The following is a 21,613-nucleotide window of genomic DNA, read 5'->3' on the forward strand; positions in this document are numbered from 1 at the left end:
GCCGTGACTATCCATTCCCTCGAAGACCTTCTCGCCGAAGGTGTTTCGGGTCGCGGCGTATTGGTGCGCTCCGATCTGAATGTTCCGCTCGATGAGGACGGCGTGATCACCGACCCTGGGCGCATCACCGCGTCGGTGCCGACGCTGCAGGCGTTGCTCGATGCCGGCGCCAAGGTGGTGGTCACCGCGCACCTGGGTCGCCCCAAGGCCGGCCCCGACCCGAAGCTGTCGCTGGCGCCGGTGGCCGCGGCCCTGGGTGAGCAGCTGGGCCGGCACGTTCAGCTGGCCGGTGATGTCGTCGGCGCCGACGCGCTGGCCCGCGCCGAAGGACTGACCGCGGGCGACATCCTGCTGCTGGAAAACGTCCGCTTCGACAAGCGCGAGACCGCCAAGGACGACGGTGAGCGGCTCGCCCTCGCTCGACAGCTTGCCGAATTGGTATCTCCGGGGGGCGCTTTCGTCTCCGATGGGTTCGGCGTGGTGCACCGCAAACAGGCCTCGGTGTACGACGTGGCAACGTTGCTGCCGCACTATGCCGGCGAACTGGTCGCCGAGGAGATCCGGGTACTCGAGCAGTTGACCGGCTCCTCCGAGCGACCCTACGCGGTGGTGCTGGGCGGATCGAAGGTGTCGGACAAACTCGGTGTGATCGAGTCGCTGGCCACCAAGGCTGACAGCATCGTTATCGGCGGCGGAATGTGTTTCACTTTCCTCGCCGCACAAGGCTATTCGGTTGGCACGTCGCTGCTGGAAGGCGAGATGGTCGACACCTGCCGCAGGCTGCTCGACACCTACCACGACGTGCTGCGGCTGCCCGTCGACATCGTGGTGACCGAGAAGTTCGCCGCCGACTCCCCGCCCCAAACCGTCGCCGCCGACGCTATCCCGCACGACCTGATGGGCCTGGACATCGGCCCGGGATCGGTCAAACGGTTCGCCACGCTGCTGTCCAACGCCAAGACCATTTTCTGGAACGGGCCGATGGGCGTGTTCGAATTCCCCGGTTATGCGGCGGGCACCCGAGGCGTCGCCGAGGCGATTGCCGCCGCGACCGGTAGAGGAGCTTTCAGCGTGGTCGGCGGCGGCGACTCGGCGGCCGCGGTGCGCGCGCTCGGCATCGCCGAAGGCGACTTTTCGCACATATCCACCGGCGGCGGCGCGTCGCTGGAATACCTTGAGGGCAAAGCACTTCCCGGCATCGAGGTGCTTGGTGAGGCCCAGCCCGATCGAGACAAGAGAGGCGGACAGTCGTGAGCCGCAAGCCGTTGATCGCCGGCAACTGGAAGATGAACCTCAATCACTTCGAGGCGATCGCGCTGGTGCAAAAGGTCGCATTCGCGTTGCCGGACAAGTATTACGACAAGGTTGACGTCACGGTGATCCCGCCGTTCACCGACCTGCGCAGCGTGCAGACGCTGGTCGACGGCGACAAGCTGCGGTTGACCTATGGTGCCCAGGACTTGTCACAACACGACTCCGGCGCCTACACCGGTGACATCAGCGGGGCGTTCCTGGCGAAATTGGGCTGCAGCTACGTCATCGTCGGACACTCCGAACGGCGCACCTACCACAACGAGGACGATGCCCTGGTGGCCGCCAAGGCCGCCGCCGCGCTCAAGCACGAGCTCACGCCGATCGTCTGTATCGGCGAACACCTCGACGTGCGGGAAGCGGGAAACCATGTGGCATACAACGTCGAACAGCTACGCGGTTCGCTGGCCGGGCTGTCGGCCGAGCAGATCGGGTCAATCGTCATCGCCTATGAGCCGGTCTGGGCGATCGGCACCGGGCGGGTGGCCAGCGCCGCCGACGCCCAAGAGGTCTGCGCGGCGATCCGAAAGGAGTTGGCGTCGCTGGCATCAGCGAAGCTCGCCGAGACGGTGCGGGTGCTCTACGGCGGCTCGATGAACGCGAAGAACGTCGCCGACCTGGTCGCCCAGGACGACATCGACGGCGGGCTGGTCGGGGGCGCGTCGCTGGACGGGGAGCAGTTCGCGACGCTGGCGGCCATCGCCGCCGGGGGACCGCTTCCGTAGCCACCGCACGGCAAGCGGCGCTCGCGCTACCCTCCGGATAGGGGGCGCGTCATCACCCGAGGTGTCAAACCGTACCGTGGCACCACCCCGCCGCGTCGCGTCCCCGCGGGCGCTATACCCGGCATCCCCGGCATCCCGGCCCCTCCGGCGTCGCCGGCTGGCAACGTCGTCAGGGGCGTACCTTGAAACGTCTTCACCGTGGTGACTGCCGGTGCGGTCCAGGTGGGCGGCACTGACATTGGCCCGATCGAACCGGCGCCACGGAAAGCCGCGGTCACCTCCCCAATTCCCGGTCCGCCCTTAGCCACCGCATCGGCTACGTTTTTGACCGAATTGACCAGTGGGGCAAGCTCACTGGGGACAACCTCGGCTGCCGGTGCCGCGAGGCTGGGCAGGATGCCCAGATTCTTCTCGGCCCCGATGATCCCGGTGCCCAGCGAGCTGATGTTGTTGATCGAGCTGACGGTTGCGTACCAAGCCATGACGCCGTCGAGGAACGTGAAGTCGTCCGCGACTATGGACGGGAAAGGAATGGCGTTGATGAGTTCACCCGCCTCGAGAAAGAACGGCGTCAGCTCGGGTGCGAACGGCAGGAGGGCCATCCCGATCTGTTCCAAGAGATTCCCCAGCCAGTTACCGCCGTCGGCGGCGGCGCCGGCGGTGGCTTGAGCCACCGCGGCGGCCTGGCCGGGTAGACCGGCGGGGTTCGTGGCCTGCTGCGGAGAAGCAAATGGCGTCAGCTTCGTCGCGGCCGCCGAAGTGACGGAATAATCCTGCATCACGCTGCTATTGGTGACCCACATCTCTGCGTAGGCCAGCTCAAGGGCGGCGATCGCCGAAGTGTTCTGACCGAAGAAATTCGTCGCTATCAGCAAGAGCAGCTGCTCGCGATTGGCGAAGACGATCGACGGGGGAACCGTCATGGCAAACGCCTCATCGAATGCACTGGCCGCGGTCGCGGCCTGCCGGGCGGTTTGCCCTGTCTGGATGGCAGTCGCCTCCAGCCACTCCGCGTAAGAGGTGGCTGCTGCCGCCATCGCCGCGGACGAAGGGCCTACCCAATGCCAGGCGATGAGGTCCGAGACCACCGATCGGTACGTCTGGGCGCTGGCGTGTAATTCAGCAGACAACTGCTGCCAGCCCTCCGCCGCGGCTTGCAGCGAGCCTGATCCCGGACCGCTGTACATCCTGGTCGAGATGACCTCTGGCGGTAGGAACGCAAAATCGGTGAACATGTGCTACCTCCTTGGCTGGTCGAGGCGACAAAGGCGACGCGGTTCGGCGCATGCGAACCGGGGCCCGGCCTGATGAAGCCCGGGCTACGGTGTCCGGTGCTGGTGGGTGATTTTGTTCGAACTACGGCGTCAGCCGGTTAATGCATTCGGGGGGCGGCTCTCGACAAAGCCGATCGGCATTCGTTGTGCCGAAGTCGCGCGGTGGGAAAGGTGCCTAGCTTTTGTGGACCACGAACGTCGCGGTCAGCATTGAGGTCCCGCCTCGGGCCGCGCCGGCGAATATCGGATACAACGACCCCGCCGAAATATCAGCAGCCCATTAACCACTATGGAACCTTTATCAATCAGCCACGACACTATTAGCCAACCTTTCTGGTGCAGCTCTTCACCGACGCAGGCCAAGATCACGTTCGCGCCGACTCGGAGGCCGGCCATATCTTTGGCGGAACCAATGAATCCCAAGAAATGTAGCTATCGTCAACAATAACTATGTTGGTGATTTAAATTCGGGCGCGAATTCCCGTTGACGAGCCGCTTTTGGTAATCACCTACTCTGTCGAGGCGGTGATTACTGCCGGTGCGCTGCACAAATTCTTGACATCAGGGTGCGATGTGCGGATTGAAAACATGGATGTAGAGATTGTGTACACCAGACCCGGGATGACAGGCCGGGCGCGGGAACTGACACTGCATTCGATTTATTCCCGCTTCGCGACGCCCGGCGCAGCATGGCCCCCGACATCATCGGGAGCAATTTGTGTCTCGGGGAGATTGCAGCGGCACATAATGCATTGAAGGCCCGTTATCGAAATCCTAAGCGGCGGATTCTCTATCGTGCTTTCCATTTCGATTGTGACGATGCGTTGTCGGATAGGCCAGCGTGACGGTCGATCCCGCAACAGATCCGTTGACGGCTCCGGTGACGGCGGGGTGGCTGCATACTTGCTGAGGCAAGAATGGCAAGAATGGCAAGAATCATCAACAGCCAGGTAAGGATCGTTGTGGGCCGCGAATCCACGCCCTGCCGCCGTGACGGCCTTAGCGCGGTCCGCTGATGAATCATATTGCGGCGCTTGGACGCAGCGTTATCGCGGCACTGCGGCCGGCCAAGGCGCCCTGGGTTGTCGGGCCGGCGGTGTGGGCGATGGCCACCGCGGCGTCGATCGGCGGAGTCGGAGTGCTCGTCGGAGATCTCCAAGTCGCGGGAGTGGCCTTCCTTGGGGCGGCATGCGCGGTCGGATTCCTGGCTACCGGGTCCTATCGTGCCCGCTGGCGCGCGATGATGGCCCAGGCATGTGGGGGAGCGCTCGGTATCGGCGCCGGTGCGCTGGCACCGGATTCGGCTGCCGGGCTGGTGCTGATGGCGGCGATCGCCGGCACTATTTCCGGATTGGTCGGTGGGATCGGCGCCAGTGCAACGGCATTCGGGATGATGTTGACGGTCGGAGTAGCGTTCGGTCAGTTCGGCGGGTCATCGCTGCCGTGGTGGCAGCAGGTGCTGTGGTATCTGGCCGGCAGCGCGGTGGCCACCGTGGCGTTATTGGCGGCCTGGGTATTCCAGCGCGGTGCACAGGAACGTCGCGCCGTGGCGGGGGTGTTCGACGCGGCCGCGGACTTGTGTGCAGCCATTGGCGCCGAGGACGCCGGTGCGGCGCGGGCGCGGCTGGCGGCCGCATCGGCCATTGCGCGTTCCACTCGGGAGCACCGGCAAGCCGATTTGGTGGCGCTGGCGGCCGCCGCCTTGTATGCGCGTGGCACACCGGTGCCGGACCCGGTGATCGAGGCGATTCGTCAGGCCGGCAAGCAGGTTCGGGCCGGCGATCCGGTCTCGGTGATACTGCCGGAGCGCGACGACCCGGGGCTGCTGGCGCTGGCTGATGCGCTGCGCCCCGCCCCGGTGCGCCCGGGCGCGGCGGTGCCGGCGACCGGCCGGTCGTGGGCATCGGTTCGAGCGGCCTGCTCGCGCGACACCGTCGCCAACGGGGTGCGGATTGGGCTATGCCTGGCGGTCGCGACCGGCATCACCGTCGCGATGCATGAACGCACCCACTCGTTCTGGCTGCCCTTGACTACAGCGGTCATCGTGCGGCCGGAGTACGCGTCGGTGTTCGTGCGCACGGTAAACCGGATCTTCGGCACGTTGATCGGCGCGTTGCTGACGACGGCTTTTCTGGCGGTGTGGCCCTGTGGCTTGCCGGTGGTGGCGGCGACTGCGCTGGCGCTGGGCTTCGTCGTACTCTCGGCGCCGAAGCTGTATGGCCTCAGCGTCGTCGGAATCACCAGCGCGGCGCTGTTGTCGCAGTCGATCGGTCAGGCCGATCCGAACGCACCCGCCATCCGACTGGTAGACACTCTGATCGGTGCCGCGGTCGCCGTGGTGTTCGGTTATCTGCTGTGGCCGGGGGCCAGGCGGTTACCCGGATCCGCCCGGTTCTCGTCGGCGCTGGCGGCGGCCCGCCGTTATCTCACCGAGGCGGTCAAGCCGGCCGGTCGGCGCCGCCGCTGGCAACCGACCCGCGATGAGGCGTATCGGCTGGCCCACCAGGTGCGTGCCGGCGCGGAGGCCGCCGTGCTGGAACCACCACCGGTCAGTGCACTTGCGGCACAGGCCATCCCGGCCGCCATGGAATTGGAGGACGTAGTGGACGCGATCACGGCGATCAGTGTGGCGGTCGACGGCGGATATGATGCGGCCACGCTGATCGACGACGTAGCGCATCGACTGGCCCGCCTTGATCAGAGCGCACTCGCTCTGCGATAGGTCGATCGCGAGGTCATGTGGTCAACGACCGCACCGCCCGAATGGTCAGGGTCCGTGCCACGTGCGCCCGATAAGGGTCGGTACCAGCTGGCGGGCCCGCGATGTCTCGCAACGCGTCGGGATGCGGTCGCTTTGCCAGCGCCGCTTCGGCATCGGGCCACCGTGTCGGACCCGATGCCAGACCGCTGATCGCGACCCGGAATGCGGATTGCGTCTCGGCCACCGTCACCCCGACCAACGCACTGCGAGCGGCCCGATCGGGCAGCCGCACATACGCCGCCCGTAGCAGTTCTGGGGGCTTCGGAAAGGCCAGTGAGACAATGACTTCCGATTCCGCCAAAGCGGTGCTGAAAGCGCCGGTGAAAAATTCTTCGGCCGGGATGCGGCGCCGGTCGGTGATCACCGTGGCGCCCAATCCGACGCAGGCAGCCGGGTAGTCGCCGGCCGGATCGTTGTATGCCAGTGACCCGCCGATGGTCGCACGGTTGCGCACCTGCGGATCTGCGATTTGGGAAGCCAGCAGCGCCAGTGATGGAATTGCTTGCCGGACAAGGGCATCGGTAGCAACCTGGGTATGGGTCGCCATTGCGCCGATACGGACCTCGGCGCCACCGGCGATGATGTCGCGCAACCCCGCGACCGCGCCGAGGTCCACCAGCGTCACCGACCTGCCTGGTGTCCTGGTCAACGCCGGAACCAGGGTTTGTCCGCCCGCCAGCACCACGGCGCCGACGGAGCTGAGCATCCGGACTGCCTCACCGACGGTGGTGGGACGGTGATAGCCGCGGGTGCTCAACGCGCCGACCCGTCGTCGGCGGCCATCTCCGCGGCGGCCTCGGCGATAGCGGAGACAATGCTGCGGTATCCGGTGCAGCGGCACAGGTTTCCGCAGATGCCGTCGCGGATGATGGCCTCATCCAGTGACGCGCCGTAGCGGGTCAGCAGGTCGACTGCGGCCACCAGCATGCCAGCGGTGCAGTAGCCGCATTGCACGGCGCCGTGGCGGAGGAATGCTGCCTGCAGCACGTGTAGGGAATCCGGCGTGGCCAATCCTTCGACGGTGACGACGTCGGTGTCCGCGGCCTGCACCGCAAGAACGGTGCAGGACTTCACCGTGCGGCCGTCCAGCAGCACGGTACAAGCGCCGCACACGGCCGTATCACATCCGATTGCGGCACCGGTGAGTTCGAGCGGACCACGCAGCACGTCGACCAGACGCTCGTGTGCGGCCACGTTCACTTCGGCAGGAGCACCGTTGACCGTGAACCTGACCGTGCCAGCGGGCTCAACGTTCTTCATGGATGGCCTTCCAGATGACAGCGGGGCGGGCGGGCATCTGGATGCCGGCCGCAGCCGGATAGTCCCGGAGCGCATCGGCGACGGCGTTCATCACAGCGGGGGGAGCTGCTGCGGTACCGGATTCGCCACATCCCTTGGCCCCCAACACATTGGTCGTCGACGGCAGACCATTGTCGACCCATTCGACGTCGGGTATCTCGCATGCAGTCGGGGGAGTGTACGCCGCGGCGCCGCCGGCGGCGATGCGCATCAGTTCCTCGCAGCCGGGTGCACGCTCCAGGAGCGCCTGGGCGATACCGTGCGCCACTGCGCCCTGTACCTGGCCACGCACCGCGCCTTCGTTGATCACCCGGCCGAAATCGTCGACCGCGACGTAGCGCAGCACCGTGACGCAACCGGTTTCCGGGTCGATCTCAAGTTCGCAGGCATGGCAGCCGTTGGCGAAGCTGCCGTTGCGCAAGCTGACCTCGGACTGACCGTCCAATGCTCCCGGCCAGTGCGTGGCCACCTCGCCGATCGAGGACGAAAACCATTCGCCCGCACCGGCATCGGCAAGAAACCTGCCGTCGGCAAAGCTCACCGCTTCGGCATCCACGCCCCACTTGTCCGCGAGTACCTGCTTGCCGCGCTGCACCGCGTCGGACAAAGCCTGGTCCAGTGCAGCGGTCGAGGTCAGCAGCGACTTGGATCCGCCGGTACCCGCCCCCAGCGGCGCCACCGAACTGTCGCCCTCGCGCACGGTGATGTGCCGCGGATCCATACCGAGCCGCTCGGCAGCCAGCCGCTGAAGCGGAACGGCATGGTCCTGTCCGCTTGATTGAGTTCCGACGACGATGTCCAGGCAGCCGTCACCGGAAAACGTCAGGGTGGCGCACTCGACGGGAAAGGCGCCGGCGCTCATGGCCTCGGCGACCTGCAGGCCGCCGTTGGCTTCGAGATAGTTGGCAAAACCGAATCCGCGCAAGCGTCCACGCGCCGCCGATTCTCGCCGTCGCGCTTCGAACCCGGCACGGTCGGCCACGTCCAGACACCGAATCTGATTGTCCAGAAAGCGGCCGCCGTCGATGACCAGCCCGGTGGCCGCGGTCAGGGGCCGGGTCTGAGTGGCGGGCAGATTGCGGGCTCGCAGCAGGGCCGGATCGAAACCCAGCTCGCGGGCGGCCCGGTCGATCAGTCGTTCCAGCACGTAGTTCGCCTCCGGGCGGCCCGCTCCGCGAAAAGCGTCGACCGGCACGTTGTTGGTGAACATGGCTCGTACGTTGATTTCGACGGCTTGGAAGCGGTAGGCGCCGGCCTGTACTGGCGCGCCGACCCCGGTCGCGGTCAGCGGCGCGAGCTGCGACAGGTAGGCGCCCAAGTCGACGGTAGGCCGGACCGACAACGCCAGAAAGCGGCCGTCCTTGTCCAGGGCGATCGCCGCGTCGGTGATGTGCCCGCGGCCTTGGGTATCGGACAGGAAGGACTCCGAACGGGTGGCCGTCCAGCGGACCGGTCGCCGCAGCCGGCGGGCGCTCTCCAGCACCAGGGCGTGCTCCGGATAGGCGTAGATCTTTGCGCCGAACCCGCCACCAACGGCGGGCGTCAGCACCCGCAGCCGCCGCGGGTCCCGGTCGAAGGCCCGGGCCAGCACGTTGCGGACGAAATGCACCCCTTGGGTATTGGCCAGCAACGTCATGGCATCGGTCTGTTCGTCGTAAATACCGACGGCCGCGCGCGGTTCGATGGGGTAGGGAACAAGCCGCGGTGACGCCAGCGTGATTCGCACCACGTGATGGGCCGAAGCGAACAGGGCCCGGCACGCCGGTGCGTCGCCGAATCGCCAGGTGAAGCACACGTCGTCGGGTGCATCGGCCCAGATGGGCACCTCCAGCTCGGGTGAGTCGGCGTCGGATCGGTAGGGCAGCGGCTCATAGCCGACGTCGACCAAGGCGGCGGCGGTGGCGGCCTGGTTTGCGGTTTCGGCGACGACGAAGGCGACACCGTCACCGACGTGGCGCACCCGGTCCACGGCCAATACGGCGCGGTCGGCATCGACACGAGGTGTGCCGTCATCGGAGCGCAAACCGATCACGCAGCCCAGCGGACGGATCGTGGCCGCGATGTCGTGGCCCGTGAGGACGGTCAGAACTCCCGGCGCGCTCGCCGCCCGCGAGCTGTCGATGCGCCGAATGCGGGCGTGCGGCAGCGGTGAGCGCACCAGGCAACCGTGCGCCTCGCCGTCGAACCGCAGGGCATCGACGTACTTGCCGGTCCCGCGAACCAGGTCGTGTTCCGACCGGGCCAGCGGGCCCGGGACCCCGGCGGCAACGTCGTGGCCGGGCCCATGCCCCGACGGATGGGTGAACCGCACCAGCTCAGACGGCGGCGCGCGCTACGAGGATGGGGACGAACACAAGGGCGAAAGCTACCATGACGACCCGTCGTGGCGCTGGGCTGCGCGGGCGCGTCAGCGGTACTTGATCAACAAACCCACGCCGACGATGCACACCACCCAGATCCCGGTGATGAACAGCGTCAACCGGTCCAGGTTCTTCTCGACAACGGTCGACCCGGACAGGCTGGACTGCACCCCGCCGCCGAACAGGGTCGACAGGCCGCCACCTTTCGCGCGGTGCAGCAGCACCAGCAACACCACCAGCACGCTGGTGATCACCAAGGTGATCTGCAGGGCCAACTCCATGACCGGCAGCCTACCGAATGGCCGGCAGATAGCGGGCGCCGGGCGGGCCGGTCGTCGATACTGGGACACATGGGTAACGCTGCCGACCTGGTATCCGATGCCGCGCTGGAACCGATCGGCGATGTCCATCGGACCCGGCTGGGGCGCGAGGCGACCGAGCCGATGCGCGCTGACATCAGGTTGTTGGGCTCCATCCTGGGCGACACCGTTCGCGAGCAGAACGGCGACGAAATCTTCGAACTCGTCGAGCGAGCACGGGTGGAAGCCTTCCGGGTGCGCCGTTCCGAGATCGACCGAACCGAGATGGCGCGCATGTTCGACGGCATCGACATTCACCGGGCGCTTCCGGTCATTCGGGCATTCAGCCATTTCGCGTTGCTGGCCAACGTCGCCGAAGACATCCACCGGGAACGCCGCCGCGCCGGGCACATCGCCGCCGGGGAGCCGCCGCAAGACAGCAGCCTGGCCGCCACGTACCTGAAACTAGAAGCAGCCGAGCTGGATTCGGTAACCGTCGCCGACGCATTGAAGGGCGCGCTGGTTTCCCCGGTCATCACCGCCCATCCGACCGAGATCCGCCGGCGCACCATCTTCATCACCCAGCACCGGATCACCGAGTTGATGCGGCTCCATGCCGAGGGCCACAGCGAGACCGACGACGGCCGCAGCATCGAATTGGAGTTGCGTCGCCAGGTTCTGACCTTGTGGCAGACCGCGCTGATCCGGCTGTCGCGACTGCAGATCAGCGACGAGATCGCCGTCGGGCTGCGGCTATACCGGTCGGCGTTCTTCAAGGTCGTCCCGCAGGTCAACGCCGAGGTGCGGGGGGCATTGCGCGACCGGTGGCCCGACGCCGAGCTGTTGTCGGAGCCCATTCTGAAACCGGGATCCTGGATCGGCGGCGACCGTGACGGCAACCCCAACGTGACCGCCGAGGTGGTGCGGCTGGCCACCGGCAGCGCCGCCTACACCGCGCTGTCGCACTACCTGGCCGAGCTCGACCAGCTCGAGCAGGAGCTGTCGATGTCGTCGCGGCTGCTCACCGTCACAACTGAGTTGACCGCGCTGGCCGGCGGCTGCCGCGACAATGCTCGCGACGACGAACCGTACCGGCGGGCGCTGCGGGTGATCCGTGCCCGGCTCAGCGCCACCGGCGCCGAGATCCTGGACCAGCAACCGCAACACCAGCTGGACCTGGGATTGCCGCCGTACGCCACGCCGGGCGAGCTGCGGGCCGACCTCGACGTCATCGATGCATCGCTGCGCACCCACGGCAGCGCGCTGTTGGCCGACGACCGGCTGGCCTTGTTGCGAGAAGCCGTGCACGTCTTCGGTTTTCACCTGTGCGGCCTGGACCTGCGGCAAAATTCCGACGTACACGAGGAAGTCGTCGGCGAGCTGCTGGCATGGGCCGGGGTGCATCCGGACTACGGTTCGCTGCCCGAAGACGAGCGGGTCGCGCTGCTGGTCGGCGAGCTCAGCACCCGGCGACCGCTGATCGGCGGCCGGGCGCAGATATCCGATCAGGCGCGTGGCGAGCTTGACATCGTCGCGGCCGCCGCCCGCGCGGTCCGGACCTACGGTGCCGAGGCGGTGCCCAATTACGTCATTTCCATGTGCCGGTCGGTGTCGGACATGTTGGAGGCGGCGATCCTGCTGAAAGAGGCCGGCCTGCTGGACGCCTCGGGACCGCAACCGTACTGCCCGGTGGGCATCTCGCCACTGTTCGAGACGATCGACGACCTGCGCAACGGCGCGACGATTCTGCAAGCAACGCTGGACCTTCCGCTGTATCGCGGGCTGGTCAAAGCCCGAGGTGACATGCAGGAGGTGATGCTCGGCTACTCCGACTCCAACAAGGACGGCGGGTACCTGGCCGCCAACTGGGCGGTGTACCGCGCTGAGCTGGCCCTGGTCGAAACGGCTCGCAAGTCGGGAATTCGATTGCGGCTCTTCCACGGTCGCGGCGGCACGGTCGGCCGCGGCGGCGGCCCGAGTTATCAAGCAATCTTGGCGCAGCCGCCGGGCGCGGTGAGCGGCTCGTTGCGCCTTACCGAGCAGGGCGAGGTGATTGCCGCCAAGTACGCCGAGCCGCAGATGGCGCGTCGCAACCTGGAGAGCCTGTTGGCCGCAACCCTGGAATCGACGCTGCTGGATGTCGAGGGTCTCGGTGACACGGCGGCGCCGGCTTACGCGGTGCTCGAGGAGGTCGCCGCACTGTCGCAGCGTGCGTATGCCGAATTGGTCCACGAAACACCGGGTTTCGTCGAATATTTCATGGCGTCCACACCGGTCAGCGAAATCGGGTCACTGAACATCGGTAGTCGCCCGACGTCCCGCAAGCCCACGTCGTCGATCGCGGACCTGCGCGCCATTCCATGGGTGCTGGCGTGGAGCCAGTCACGGGTGATGCTTCCCGGATGGTACGGCGCCGGCACAGCGTTCGAGCGATGGATCGCAGCGGGCCCGGAAGGCGAGGCCGACAAGCTGGACGTTCTGCACGATCTCTACCAGCGGTGGCCGTTTTTTCGCAGCGTGCTGTCCAACATGGCGCAGGTGCTGGCCAAAAGCGATCTAGGCCTGGCCGCCCACTACGCCGAACTCGTGGCCGACGAATCATTGCGGCGCCGGGTCTTCGACAAGATTGCCGACGAACATCACCGCACCATCACCATGTACAAGCGCATCACCGGCCACGACGATCTGCTCGTCGACAACCCGGCCCTGGCGCGTTCGGTGTTCAACCGCTTCCCGTACCTGGAGCCGCTGAATCACCTTCAGGTGGAGTTATTGCGTCGCTACCGCTCGGGCGAAGACGACGAATTGGTGCAGCGCGGCATCCTGCTGACGATGAACGGGCTGGCCAGCGCGTTACGTAATAGCGGCTAACCGGGCTAGGCCGTTATCCGGGGCTCCCGGATCCGCCGAATAGTTGCCCGCCGGCGCCGCCTGCGCCGCCGTTTCCGTCGGGCTCGCCCGCGCCGCCGGGCCCGCCGTTACCGCCGTTCCCGATGAACACGGCGTCGCCGCCGTCGCCGCCGTCACCGCCGGCGCCGTCGGTGCCATCACCGTTGCCGTGGCCGCCGCTGCCGCCGGCTCCGCCCGATCCGCCGTTGCCGGTCAGGAATCCGCCACGCCCGCCCGTAGCGCCGTCGCCGCCGATACCGCCGTCGCCGCCCGCGCCAGTGCGGACAGGCAGGCCACCGGCGCCGCCGTTGCCGCCGGCTCCGCCTGTTCCGCCGTTGCCATAGAGCCAGCCGCCGGGCCCACCGCCAGCACCAGTGCCGCCATTGCCGCCGTTGCCGCTGTCGCCCGGCTGACCAGTGACGACAGAAAAGCCACCAGGCCCGCCGTTCCCGCCCATTCCGCCGTTGCCACCGGCGCCGCCGTCCCCGTAGAGCCAGCCGCCGGCCCCGCCCAGGCCGCCATTTCCGCCGTCGCCGCCATTGCCGCCGTCACCGTTGACGGGCCCGACGAAGCCCCGTCCGCCGGTTCCGGCTTGCCCGCCGGTCCCGCCGGCACCGCCGGTGCCCCACAGCCCGGCAGCACCGCCGGCACCACCGTTACCGCCGTCACCCCCAGGACCGGCGGTGGCGTGAGGTGGGCCGGAAATCCCGCTAGCGCCGGCGCCGCCGTTGCCGCCGGCACCGCCGTTGCCGAACAACCAGCCACCGCGACCACCCACACCGCCGGCCCCGCCGGCCGCTCCGGTCACGCCAGCCGGGCTGTAGCCCGCGCCGCCGTTCCCGCCGTTGCCGATCAGCCCGGCGTTGCCGCCATTGCCGCCGGTAGGGTGGTCCGCCGTCCCGGCCCCACCGTTTCCGCCGTCGCCCCACAGCAAACCACCGTCGCCGCCGTTTCGGCCGGGCGCTCCGTCTGCGCCGGTGCCGATCAGCGGGCGCCCCAGCAGGGTCTGGGTGGGCGCGTTGATTACGGCGAGCACCTGCTGCTCGAGGGTCTGCAGCGGGGCTGCGTTGGTGGTCTCGGCGGCCGCGTAGGAGCCTCCACCGGAGGCTAAGGTCTGCACGAATTGTTGATGAAATCCCGCCATGCTGGTGCTCAGCGCCTGGTACTGGCGGGCATAGCCAGAGAGCAGGTCGGCAATGGCTTCGGAGACCTCATCGGCACCGGCGGCGAGCACGCGCGATGTCGAGGCCGCTGCGGCCCTATTGGCCGCTTCAAGTGTCGAACCGATCCCCGCCAAATCCGCTGCCGTTGCGGTCAAGATTTCCGGGGCTACGAGTACACCTGCCATCGCCGCAGTGTAAATCGGTCTTCGGTAGTAGGAGACAAATATGAACATATGCAAAAAAAGCACTAAGAAATGCTGGTAGGGGTGTATCGGGCACGCCCAACGCGAATTGACGGCGGGCTTCCGCCGCGCACGCGGTTAACGCACCGCGCGGTTGCGTAGGCGGTCCAACACGCCGCGGACAGCGTGCTCGGTGACCGACAGCGGCGACATCACGGTCTCGCCCAGGCTCACGATGTAGTCGATCCGGTCGACGATGGCTTCGATCGGCTCGACCAGCACGATGAGCCGCTTGGCCAGATCGTCCAGGCTGGATAATGTGCCCTCCAGGTGGTCCAGGCCACCCTCCAGCCGCTCCACCGTAGTGTTGAGAGCCGTCAGTGAACTGTTCAGCTCCTTCATCGTCTTGTCCAGTCCTTCGAGGACGTCCTCGACCTGCTCCACCGTCTTGTCGGCGTTCAGCGCCGCCTGGGTGAGGGTCTTGATCCGGCTGCGCTCCGGCCCGCTGCGCACGCTTCTGTCTGCCATGATGGTCATTATCGCGCCATTTGAAGGCGACACGGCTCGGAGTCTGCGGACCGCGTTGTCAGCCGAGCTTGGCCGCGGCCTCCTCGTCGAGCAGCCACAGTGTGCTCTCCCGCCCGACCGCCCCGGCCGCCGGCACCGCAACCGGGTCCGCGCCGCCGATGGCAGCTGCCACGGCCTCGGCCTTGGCCCGGCCGGAAACGATCAGCCACACTTCGCGGGAGCGCTGTATCGCCGGTAGCGTCAAGGTGATTCGTTGGGGCGGGGGTTTGGGCGAGTCTTCGACGGGAACCACCAGACGGGTAGTCTCACGCACGGCCGCAGTGTGCGGGAACAACGAGTTGACGTGGCCTTCGGGCCCCATTCCCAACAGGTGGACGTCGAAATTCGGTGCCCGCTCACCCAGTGCGGCATTGGCCGCCAGCACCTGTTCGTAGGCCAGTGCCGCGGCGTCCAGGTCGGTGCCGAACTCACCGTCACTGGCGGCCATCGGGTGCACCTGGCCCGGTGGGATGTCGACGTGATCGAGCAACGCCGCACGCGCCTGCTTGTCGTTGCGCTCGTCGTCCTCCTCGGAGACGTAGCGCTCGTCGCCCCAGAACAGATGAATCTTCGACCAGTCGATCCGCGGCCCGGACGCACCGAGATAGCGCAGCAACGCGATGCCGTTGCCGCCGCCGGTCAGCACGATCAGTGCCTGCCCCCTGGCCGCCACGGCGTTGTCGATGGCCTGGATCAGTCGCTGGCCGGCCGCCTCGACCAGATTCTCGCTATCAGGAAAGGTTTGGACGTCAAGGTTCATACGTACTGCACCTTCTTGATGCCTTCCAATGCCGCAAAGTAGATTTCATCGGGGTCCAGCCGGCGCAGATCTTCGGCCAGGCATTCCCCGGTTACCCTGCGCGCCAACGGAAGCCGGGCATCGGGCCTGGCCGTTCGGCTCAGGGTGGCGGTCGTTCCTTCCTGCGGTCGGCTCAACACGATGGTCTCGCTCTTGCGCACCAGCTCGACTTGGAGTTTGCCGACCGCACGGCGGACCGGACCGTCGATCCGGCTGGCCAGCCAGCCAGCCAGGATGTCGAGCGCCGGCTCGGTCTTCAAGCCCGAGACGAGCGCCGACTCGATCGGTTCGTGGGGCGGCTGGTCGACGGCAGAGGTCAGCAATGCCCGCCAATAGGTGATGCGGCTCCAGGCCAAATCGGTGTCGCCGGCGGTGTATCCGGGTAGCCGGCTCTTGATCGCCGACAGCGGGTCGACGCCATTGGTGGCGTCCATGATGCGGCGAATCGCCAACTTGCCCAAGGGATCCTGGGCAGGTACCGCCGGAGCGATGTCGGGCCACCAGACCACTACCGGGATGTCGGGCAGCAGGAAAGGGATCACGACGCTGTGGGCGTGGCCGGAGAGGGGGCCGGACAGTCGCAGCACCACGACCTCCCCGGCGCCGGCGTCGGCGCCCACCCGCAGTTGGGCGTCCAGGCGCGGTTTCTCGGCGTACGGGTCACCTCGCATCACCACGATGATCCGGCTGGGATGTTCATGGCTGGCGGAGTTGGCGGCTTCGATGGATTCTTCGAACATCGCCTCACTGTCCGGGGCGATGATCAGCGTCAGGACCCGGCCCATCGTGACAGCGCCGATCCTTGCGCGTAGCTCGTCGAGCTTCTTATTGACTGCGGTGGTGGTGGTTTCGGGCAGATCGACGATCATGTGCGCCGCTCCTTCTCACTGCTTCGCAGTGCATCGTCGCCGGCGCGGATCATGTGCGCCGCTCCTTTTCATCGCTTCGCAGTGCATCGTCGCCGGCGCGGATCACGGGCGCCGCCACTCCCGGCCGGTGCGGTGCAGCATCTGGAAGGCCGAATCCGGGCCCCACGTGCCGGCCTCGTAGGGGTCGGGTTTGCCGTGCGCCGCCCAGTAATCCAGGACGGGATCCAGTATTTCCCAAGCCAACTCGACCTCCGCATTGACGGGAAACAGCGACGGTTCGCCGAGGAGTACGTCGAGGATGAGCCGCTCGTAGGCTTCCGGCGAGTCTTCGGCGAACGCCGAGCCGTAGGAGAAGTCCATGTTGACGTCGCGGACTTCCATCGCACTGCCCGGGACCTTGGATCCGAACCGCAGGGTCATCCCTTCATCCGGTTGCACCCGGATGACCAAGGCGTTGGCTCCGAGCTCGTCGGTCATGGTGGCGTCGAACGGTAGATGCGGCGCCCGCTTGAAGACCAGCGCGATCTCAGTCACCCTGCGGCCCAGCCGCTTTCCGGTGCGTAGATAGAAGGGCACACCGGCCCAGCGGCGGGTGTCGACCTCCAGAGTGATCGCGGCGAACGTCTCGGTGGTGGAGTCCTCGGCGAAACCTTCCTCGTCGAGCAGACCCACCACTTTTTCCCCGCCCTGCCAGCCGGCCGTGTATTGCCCACGGCTGCTGGTCTCGTCGAGCGGCTCGGCAAGCCGAGTTGCCGAGAGCACCTTGATTTTTTCCGCCTGCAACGCAGACGGTTTGAAGCTGACCGGCTCTTCCATCGCGGTCAATGCCAGCAGCTGCATCAGGTGGTTCTGGATGACGTCACGGGCCGCACCGATACCGTCGTAGTAGCCGGCCCGACCGCCCAGGCCGATGTCTTCGGCCATGGTGATCTGCACATGGTCGACATAGTGCGCATTCCAGATCGGATCCCAGAATTGATTGGCGAACCGCAGCGCCAGAATGTTCTGCACCGTCTCTTTGCCCAGGTAGTGGTCGATGCGGAAGACCGACTCCTCCGGAAAGACCGCGTTGACCGCCCGGTTCAGCTCACGGGCACTGTCCAGGTCATGGCCGAACGGTTTCTCGATGACGACCCGGCTCCAGCGGCCGCTCTGCGGACGGGCCAGTCCCGACTTGTGCAGCTGCTCGGAGACCACCGGGAATGCCTTGGGCGGGATGGCCAGGTAGAAGGCGTGATTGCCGCCGGTGCCACGCTCGGCGTCGAGTTTGTCCAGCGTCTCGGCGAGCCGTGCGAACGCCTGCTCGTCATCGAAAGAGCCTGGTACGAAACGAAACCCCTCGGCCAGCCGATCCCAGTTCTCCTGCCGGAACGGGGTCCGGCAGTGTTCTTTGACCGCCTGGTAGACCACCTGGCCGAAATCTTGAGTGTCCCAGTCTCTGCGGGCGAATCCCACCAGGGCGAACGTGGGCGGTAGCAGCCCCCGGTTGGCCAGGTCGTAGATGGCCGGCATCACCTTCTTGCGGGCCAGGTCGCCGGTGACGCCGAAAATCACCATGCCGCACGAACCCGCGATTCTGGGCAGCCGCTTGTCCAGCTTGTCGCGCAGCGGGTTGTGCCACTGCGTGGCGGCGGAGTTGCGAGCTGCGCTCATTTGGTTACGGAGTCGAGCTGCGCCTGAGTCTCTTTGAGCAGCTCGGTCCACGCCGCCTCGAACTTCGCCACGCCTTCGTCCTCCAGTACGACGAACACATCGTCAAGGTCGACGCCGGCCGCCTGAAGTTTGTCGAATACCTGCTGCGCGTCGGATGCGGTGCCGCTGACGGTATCTCCTTTGATCACGCCATGATCGGCGACGGCGTCCAGCGTCGGTTCCGGCATGGTGTTCACTGTGTCGGGGGCCGCCAACTCGGTGACATAGAGAGTGTCGGCGTAGTCGGGGTTCTTGACGCCGGTCGAAGCCCACAGGGGGCGTTGTACGCGGGCGCCGTGGGTCTTGAGGGCTCGGAAACGATCTCCGCCCCCGAAGACTTCCTGGTAGGCGGCATAGGCGAGGCGGGCGTTGGCCACCCCGGCCTGCCCGCGCAATGCCACTGCGTCCTGCGATCCGAGCTTTTCCAGCCGTTTGTCGATTTCGGTGTCCACCCTGGACACGAAAAACGATGCCACCGAGTGGATCTTGGATAGGTCCTGGCCGGCTTCTCGTGCCTTCTCGATTCCGGCCAGGTAGGCGTCCACGACCTCACGGTAGCGTTCGACGGAGAAGATCAACGTGACGTTGACCGAAATGCCTTCGGCCAGAACCGCGGTGATGGCGGGCAGGCCGGCCTTCGTGGCCGGAATCTTGATGAACAGGTTTGGCCGGTCGACGATCTTCCACAGCTCGACAGCCTGCTGGATCGTCTTGTCGGTGTCGTGCGCAAGCCGCGGGTCGACCTCGATCGACACCCGGCCGTCCAGTCCGTCGGAAGCCTCCCACACCGGAGCGAACACGTCGCAAGCCCGGCGCACGTCGTCGGTGGTGGCGGTGCGCACCGTGGCGTCCACGTCAGCTCCGCGCTCGGCCAGCTCGGCGATCTGGCCGTTGTAGGCATCGCCTTCGGCCAGCGCCTTCTGGAAGATCGACGGATTAGTGGTCACGCCGACGACACACTTGGTGTCGATCAGCTCCTGCAGATTGCCCGAATTCAGTCGGTCGCGGGACAGGTCGTCCAGCCACACGGATACGCCCACGGCGCTGAGCGCGGCGAGGTTGGGGTTCTGACTCATGGAAACGCCCTTTCTCAGTTGTCGAGTGCTCGTTCCGCGGCGGCGGCAACCGCTTGCGCGGTAAAGCCGAATTCCCGGAACAACGTCTTGTAGTCGGCGGATTCGCCGTAGTGCTCGATCGAGATGATCTCGCCGGTATCCCCGACCAGTTTGTGCCAGCACTGCGCGACACCGGCCTCGACGGCGACCCTGGCCGAGACCGACGGCGGCAACACGCTGTCGCGGTAGTCCGGTGGCTGGGACTCGAACCACTCCACGCAGGGCATCGACACCACTCGCGCGATGATGTCCTTGTCCGCCAACAACTTCTGCGCCTCGACCGCGAGCTGCAGCTCCGAGCCGGTAGCGATTATCACCACGTCAGGCTCGTCATCGCTGTCGTCGCCGAGCACATACCCGCCACGGGCGACACCCTCGGCGCTGGTGCCCTCGAGTATCGGTAGGCCCTGCCGGGTCAAAATCAACCCGACCGGACCGCTGCCGTTGCCGCGGGCCAGTATCGTGCGCCAGGCATATGCGGTCTCGTTGGCGTCGCCCGGGCGTACCACCGAGAGCTGGGGAATCGCCCGCAGCGCCGCAAGGTGCTCGATCGGCTGGTGGGTCGGCCCATCCTCGCCCAGCCCGATCGAGTCGTGCGTCCAGACGTAGATGGTGTCGATATCCATCAGAGCAGCCAGCCGCACCGCCGGGCGCATGTAATCGGAGAACTGTAAGAACGTGCCGCCATAGGCGCGGGTGGGGCCGTGCAGCACGATGCCGGACAGGATGGCGCCCATCGCATGTTCGCGGACCCCGAAGTGCAGGGTTCGGCCATACCAGTGCGCGGTGTAATCCTTGGTCGAAATCGACGGCGGGCCAAAGGAATCCGCACCCTTCATGGTGGTGTTGTTGCTGCCCGCCAGGTCCGCGGACCCACCCCACAACTCCGGCAGCTTCGGTCCCAGGGCAGAAAGCACCTCGCCGGAGGCCGCTCGGGTGGCCAGCGCTTTGGACCCGGGTTCCCAATGCGGCAGGTCGTCGTCCCAGCCGTCGGGCAACTGCTCGGCGGTCAACCTATCCAGGAGCGCCTTGCGTTCCGGTTCGCGTTGTGCCCAGGCGTCGAACTCGACCTGCCAGCGGTCGTGGGCTTCTTTGCCACGAGCCACCAGACCCCGGGTGTGGGTGAGGACGTCCTCGCGAACCTCGAATGTCTTGTCGGGGTCGAATCCCAACACCTTCTTGACGGCGGCCACCTCGTCGTCGCCGAGGGCCGCGCCGTGCGCCTTACCGGTGTTCATCAGATTCGGCGCCGGGTAGCCGATGATGGTCCGCAGCGAGATGAACGATGGCCGGTCGGTGACGGCCTTCGCGTTGGCGATGGCCTCTTCGATCCCGACGACGTTTTCGCCGCCCTCCACCTCCTGCACGTGCCAGCCGTAGGCGCGGTAGCGGGCGGCGGTGTCCTCGCACAGCGCGATGTTGGTGTCGTCCTCGATCGAGATCTGGTTGTGGTCGTAGAACACGATCAGGTTGCCCAGCTGCTGAACGGCGGCCAGAGACGACGCTTCGGACGTCACCCCTTCCTCGATGTCCCCGTCGGAGGCGATCACGTAGATGTGGTGGTCGAAGGGGCTGGTGCCCGGCTCGGCGTCCGGGTCGAACAGACCACGTTCGTACCGCGACGCCATGGCCATCCCGACCGCCGACGCCAGCCCCTGACCCAGCGGGCCGGTGGTGATCTCCACACCTCGGGTGTGCCGGAATTCCGGGTGTCCGGGAGTCTTGGAACCCCAGGTGCGCAGCGACTCGATGTCGGATAGTTCGAGGCCGAAGCCGCCGAGGTAGAGCTGGATGTAGAGCGTCAGGCTGCTGTGCCCGCACGACAACACGAATCGGTCGCGGCCCAGCCAGGTGGTGTCGCTCGGATCGTGAACCATCGTGCGCTGAAATAGGGTGTAGGCCAGCGGAGCCAGACTCATGGCTGTTCCGGGGTGACCGTTGCCGACCTTTTGGACAGCGTCCGCGGCAAGCACCCGGATGGTGTCGACCGCAGCCGAATCGATCTCGGTCCAGTCGTCGGGGTGGCGCGGTTGCGTAAGCGTCGAGATCTCTTCGAGTGTGGTCACAGATTCAGTCCTCAGTTCAGTCCGCAGTCCAGGGTCATCAAACTGATCAATCCCACCCTAGTGCGGGATGGCCGGCGGTTGCAGGCCCCAAGTTGGAGTAACCATCGCGGCCTGTCGCAAAGCGTCCAACAGCACTGTGAAAATAGCCTGTCGGCTGCGTACGCTGTGCAATCAGTGCCGCAAGGCCGGAAAAATTGCTGTGAATCGACCCTGCGGCACTGCTGCCGCGGCGACGCCGTCTA

General features: G+C 66.6%; 16 protein-coding genes. 4 read left to right on the plus strand and 12 right to left on the minus strand.

Annotation, left to right across the window (positions count from 1 at the left end; genetic code table 11):
• Window positions 1-3: 3 nt before the first annotated feature.
• Together MKAN_RS25710 and tpiA are read left to right on the plus strand one after the other, a co-directional pair.
• Window positions 4-1,254: a phosphoglycerate kinase gene (locus MKAN_RS25710; RefSeq protein WP_023373249.1), complete on the plus strand. Its 1,251-nt coding sequence runs from the start codon at window positions 4-6 to the stop codon at window positions 1,252-1,254.
• Window positions 1,251-2,036: a triose-phosphate isomerase gene (gene tpiA, locus MKAN_RS25715; RefSeq protein WP_023373251.1), complete on the plus strand. Its 786-nt coding sequence runs from the start codon at window positions 1,251-1,253 to the stop codon at window positions 2,034-2,036. The genes MKAN_RS25710 and tpiA overlap by 4 nt, the downstream gene beginning before the upstream one ends.
• A gap of 26 nt (window positions 2,037-2,062) precedes the next feature.
• On the opposite strand, the gene MKAN_RS25720 is transcribed toward tpiA, so the two are convergent.
• Entirely contained in the window at window positions 2,063-3,271 is a 1,209-nt protein-coding gene (locus MKAN_RS25720) for a PPE family protein (protein WP_023373253.1), read from the minus strand.
• Between the two features lie 1,054 nt (window positions 3,272-4,325).
• On the opposite strand from MKAN_RS25720, the gene MKAN_RS32315 reads away from it, so the two are divergent.
• Complete coding sequence (locus MKAN_RS32315) at window positions 4,326-6,032, plus strand: FUSC family protein (RefSeq protein WP_023373257.1); 1,707 nt, start codon at window positions 4,326-4,328, stop codon at window positions 6,030-6,032.
• 13 nt (window positions 6,033-6,045) lie between these two features.
• Here the strand turns inward: MKAN_RS32315 and MKAN_RS25730 are convergent, their stop codons facing one another.
• The 4 genes from MKAN_RS25730 to secG all read right to left on the minus strand — a co-directional run bounded on the left by MKAN_RS25730 (window position 6,046) and on the right by secG (window position 10,011).
• On the minus strand, window positions 6,046-6,828 hold the full coding sequence (locus MKAN_RS25730; RefSeq protein ID WP_023373259.1) for an FAD binding domain-containing protein: 783 nt from the start codon (window positions 6,826-6,828) through the stop codon (window positions 6,046-6,048).
• A complete protein-coding gene (locus MKAN_RS25735) occupies window positions 6,825-7,331 on the minus strand; it encodes a (2Fe-2S)-binding protein (RefSeq protein ID WP_023373261.1) in 507 nt (168 codons plus the stop codon). The genes MKAN_RS25730 and MKAN_RS25735 overlap by 4 nt, the downstream gene beginning before the upstream one ends.
• Window positions 7,318-9,681 (minus strand): xanthine dehydrogenase family protein molybdopterin-binding subunit, encoded by a 2,364-nt coding sequence (locus MKAN_RS25740; protein WP_023373263.1) that lies wholly within the window; start codon window positions 9,679-9,681, stop codon window positions 7,318-7,320. Before MKAN_RS25740 ends, MKAN_RS25735 begins: the two co-directional genes overlap by 14 nt.
• Window positions 9,682-9,777: 96 nt before the next feature.
• Window positions 9,778-10,011: a preprotein translocase subunit SecG gene (gene secG, locus MKAN_RS25745; RefSeq protein ID WP_036391473.1), complete on the minus strand. Its 234-nt coding sequence runs from the start codon at window positions 10,009-10,011 to the stop codon at window positions 9,778-9,780.
• 69 nt (window positions 10,012-10,080) lie between these two features.
• Here secG and ppc point away from each other — a divergent pair, with 69 nt between their 5' ends.
• On the plus strand, window positions 10,081-12,900 hold the full coding sequence (ppc, locus tag MKAN_RS25750; protein ID WP_023373267.1) for a phosphoenolpyruvate carboxylase: 2,820 nt from the start codon (window positions 10,081-10,083) through the stop codon (window positions 12,898-12,900).
• Between the two features lie 13 nt (window positions 12,901-12,913).
• Here the strand turns inward: ppc and MKAN_RS25755 are convergent, their stop codons facing one another.
• From MKAN_RS25755 to tkt, 7 genes are all read right to left on the minus strand, one after another.
• Window positions 12,914-14,266 carry a PE family protein gene (locus MKAN_RS25755; RefSeq protein WP_036391476.1) on the minus strand — a complete coding sequence of 451 codons (1,353 nt, stop codon included), beginning with the start codon at window positions 14,264-14,266 and terminating at the stop codon, window positions 12,914-12,916.
• 135 nt (window positions 14,267-14,401) lie between these two features.
• Entirely contained in the window at window positions 14,402-14,800 is a 399-nt protein-coding gene (locus MKAN_RS25760; RefSeq protein ID WP_023373271.1) for a hypothetical protein, read from the minus strand.
• Between the two features lie 49 nt (window positions 14,801-14,849).
• On the minus strand, window positions 14,850-15,590 hold the full coding sequence (gene pgl, locus MKAN_RS25765) for a 6-phosphogluconolactonase (protein WP_023373273.1): 741 nt from the start codon (window positions 15,588-15,590) through the stop codon (window positions 14,850-14,852).
• Window positions 15,587-16,498 (minus strand): glucose-6-phosphate dehydrogenase assembly protein OpcA, encoded by a 912-nt coding sequence (gene opcA, locus MKAN_RS25770; RefSeq protein WP_023373275.1) that lies wholly within the window; start codon window positions 16,496-16,498, stop codon window positions 15,587-15,589. The genes pgl and opcA overlap by 4 nt, the downstream gene beginning before the upstream one ends.
• 102 nt (window positions 16,499-16,600) lie before the next feature.
• Window positions 16,601-18,151: a glucose-6-phosphate dehydrogenase gene (zwf, locus tag MKAN_RS25775; protein ID WP_023373277.1), complete on the minus strand. Its 1,551-nt coding sequence runs from the start codon at window positions 18,149-18,151 to the stop codon at window positions 16,601-16,603.
• A complete protein-coding gene (gene tal / locus MKAN_RS25780; RefSeq protein WP_023373279.1) occupies window positions 18,148-19,266 on the minus strand; it encodes a transaldolase in 1,119 nt (372 codons plus the stop codon). The genes zwf and tal overlap by 4 nt, the downstream gene beginning before the upstream one ends.
• Before the next feature lie 14 nt (window positions 19,267-19,280).
• A complete protein-coding gene (gene tkt / locus MKAN_RS25785; protein WP_023373281.1) occupies window positions 19,281-21,371 on the minus strand; it encodes a transketolase in 2,091 nt (696 codons plus the stop codon).
• Between the last annotated feature and the right edge of the window lie 242 nt (window positions 21,372-21,613).

It is taken from the genome of Mycobacterium kansasii ATCC 12478 (assembly GCF_000157895.3).
Taxonomy (GTDB): Bacteria; Actinomycetota; Actinomycetes; order Mycobacteriales; family Mycobacteriaceae; genus Mycobacterium; species Mycobacterium kansasii.

Excerpts from the sequence above, each read along its gene's own strand:
- MKAN_RS25720 (WP_023373253.1), bottom strand. The coding sequence starts at position 3,271 with ATGTTCACCGATTTTGCGTTCCTACCGCCAGAGGTCATCTCGACCAGG.
- MKAN_RS32315 (WP_023373257.1), top strand. The coding sequence starts at position 4,326 with ATGAATCATATTGCGGCGCTTGGACGCAGCGTTATCGCGGCACTGCGG.
- MKAN_RS25735 (WP_023373261.1), bottom strand. The coding sequence starts at position 7,331 with ATGAAGAACGTTGAGCCCGCTGGCACGGTCAGGTTCACGGTCAACGGT.
- secG (WP_036391473.1), bottom strand. The coding sequence starts at position 10,011 with ATGGAGTTGGCCCTGCAGATCACCTTGGTGATCACCAGCGTGCTGGTG.
- ppc (WP_023373267.1), top strand. The coding sequence starts at position 10,081 with ATGGGTAACGCTGCCGACCTGGTATCCGATGCCGCGCTGGAACCGATC.
- MKAN_RS25755 (WP_036391476.1), bottom strand. The coding sequence starts at position 14,266 with ATGGCAGGTGTACTCGTAGCCCCGGAAATCTTGACCGCAACGGCAGCG.
- MKAN_RS25760 (WP_023373271.1), bottom strand. The coding sequence starts at position 14,800 with ATGACCATCATGGCAGACAGAAGCGTGCGCAGCGGGCCGGAGCGCAGC.
- pgl (WP_023373273.1), bottom strand. The coding sequence starts at position 15,590 with ATGAACCTTGACGTCCAAACCTTTCCTGATAGCGAGAATCTGGTCGAG.
- opcA (WP_023373275.1), bottom strand. The coding sequence starts at position 16,498 with ATGATCGTCGATCTGCCCGAAACCACCACCACCGCAGTCAATAAGAAG.
- zwf (WP_023373277.1), bottom strand. The coding sequence starts at position 18,151 with ATGAGCGCAGCTCGCAACTCCGCCGCCACGCAGTGGCACAACCCGCTG.
- tal (WP_023373279.1), bottom strand. The coding sequence starts at position 19,266 with ATGAGTCAGAACCCCAACCTCGCCGCGCTCAGCGCCGTGGGCGTATCC.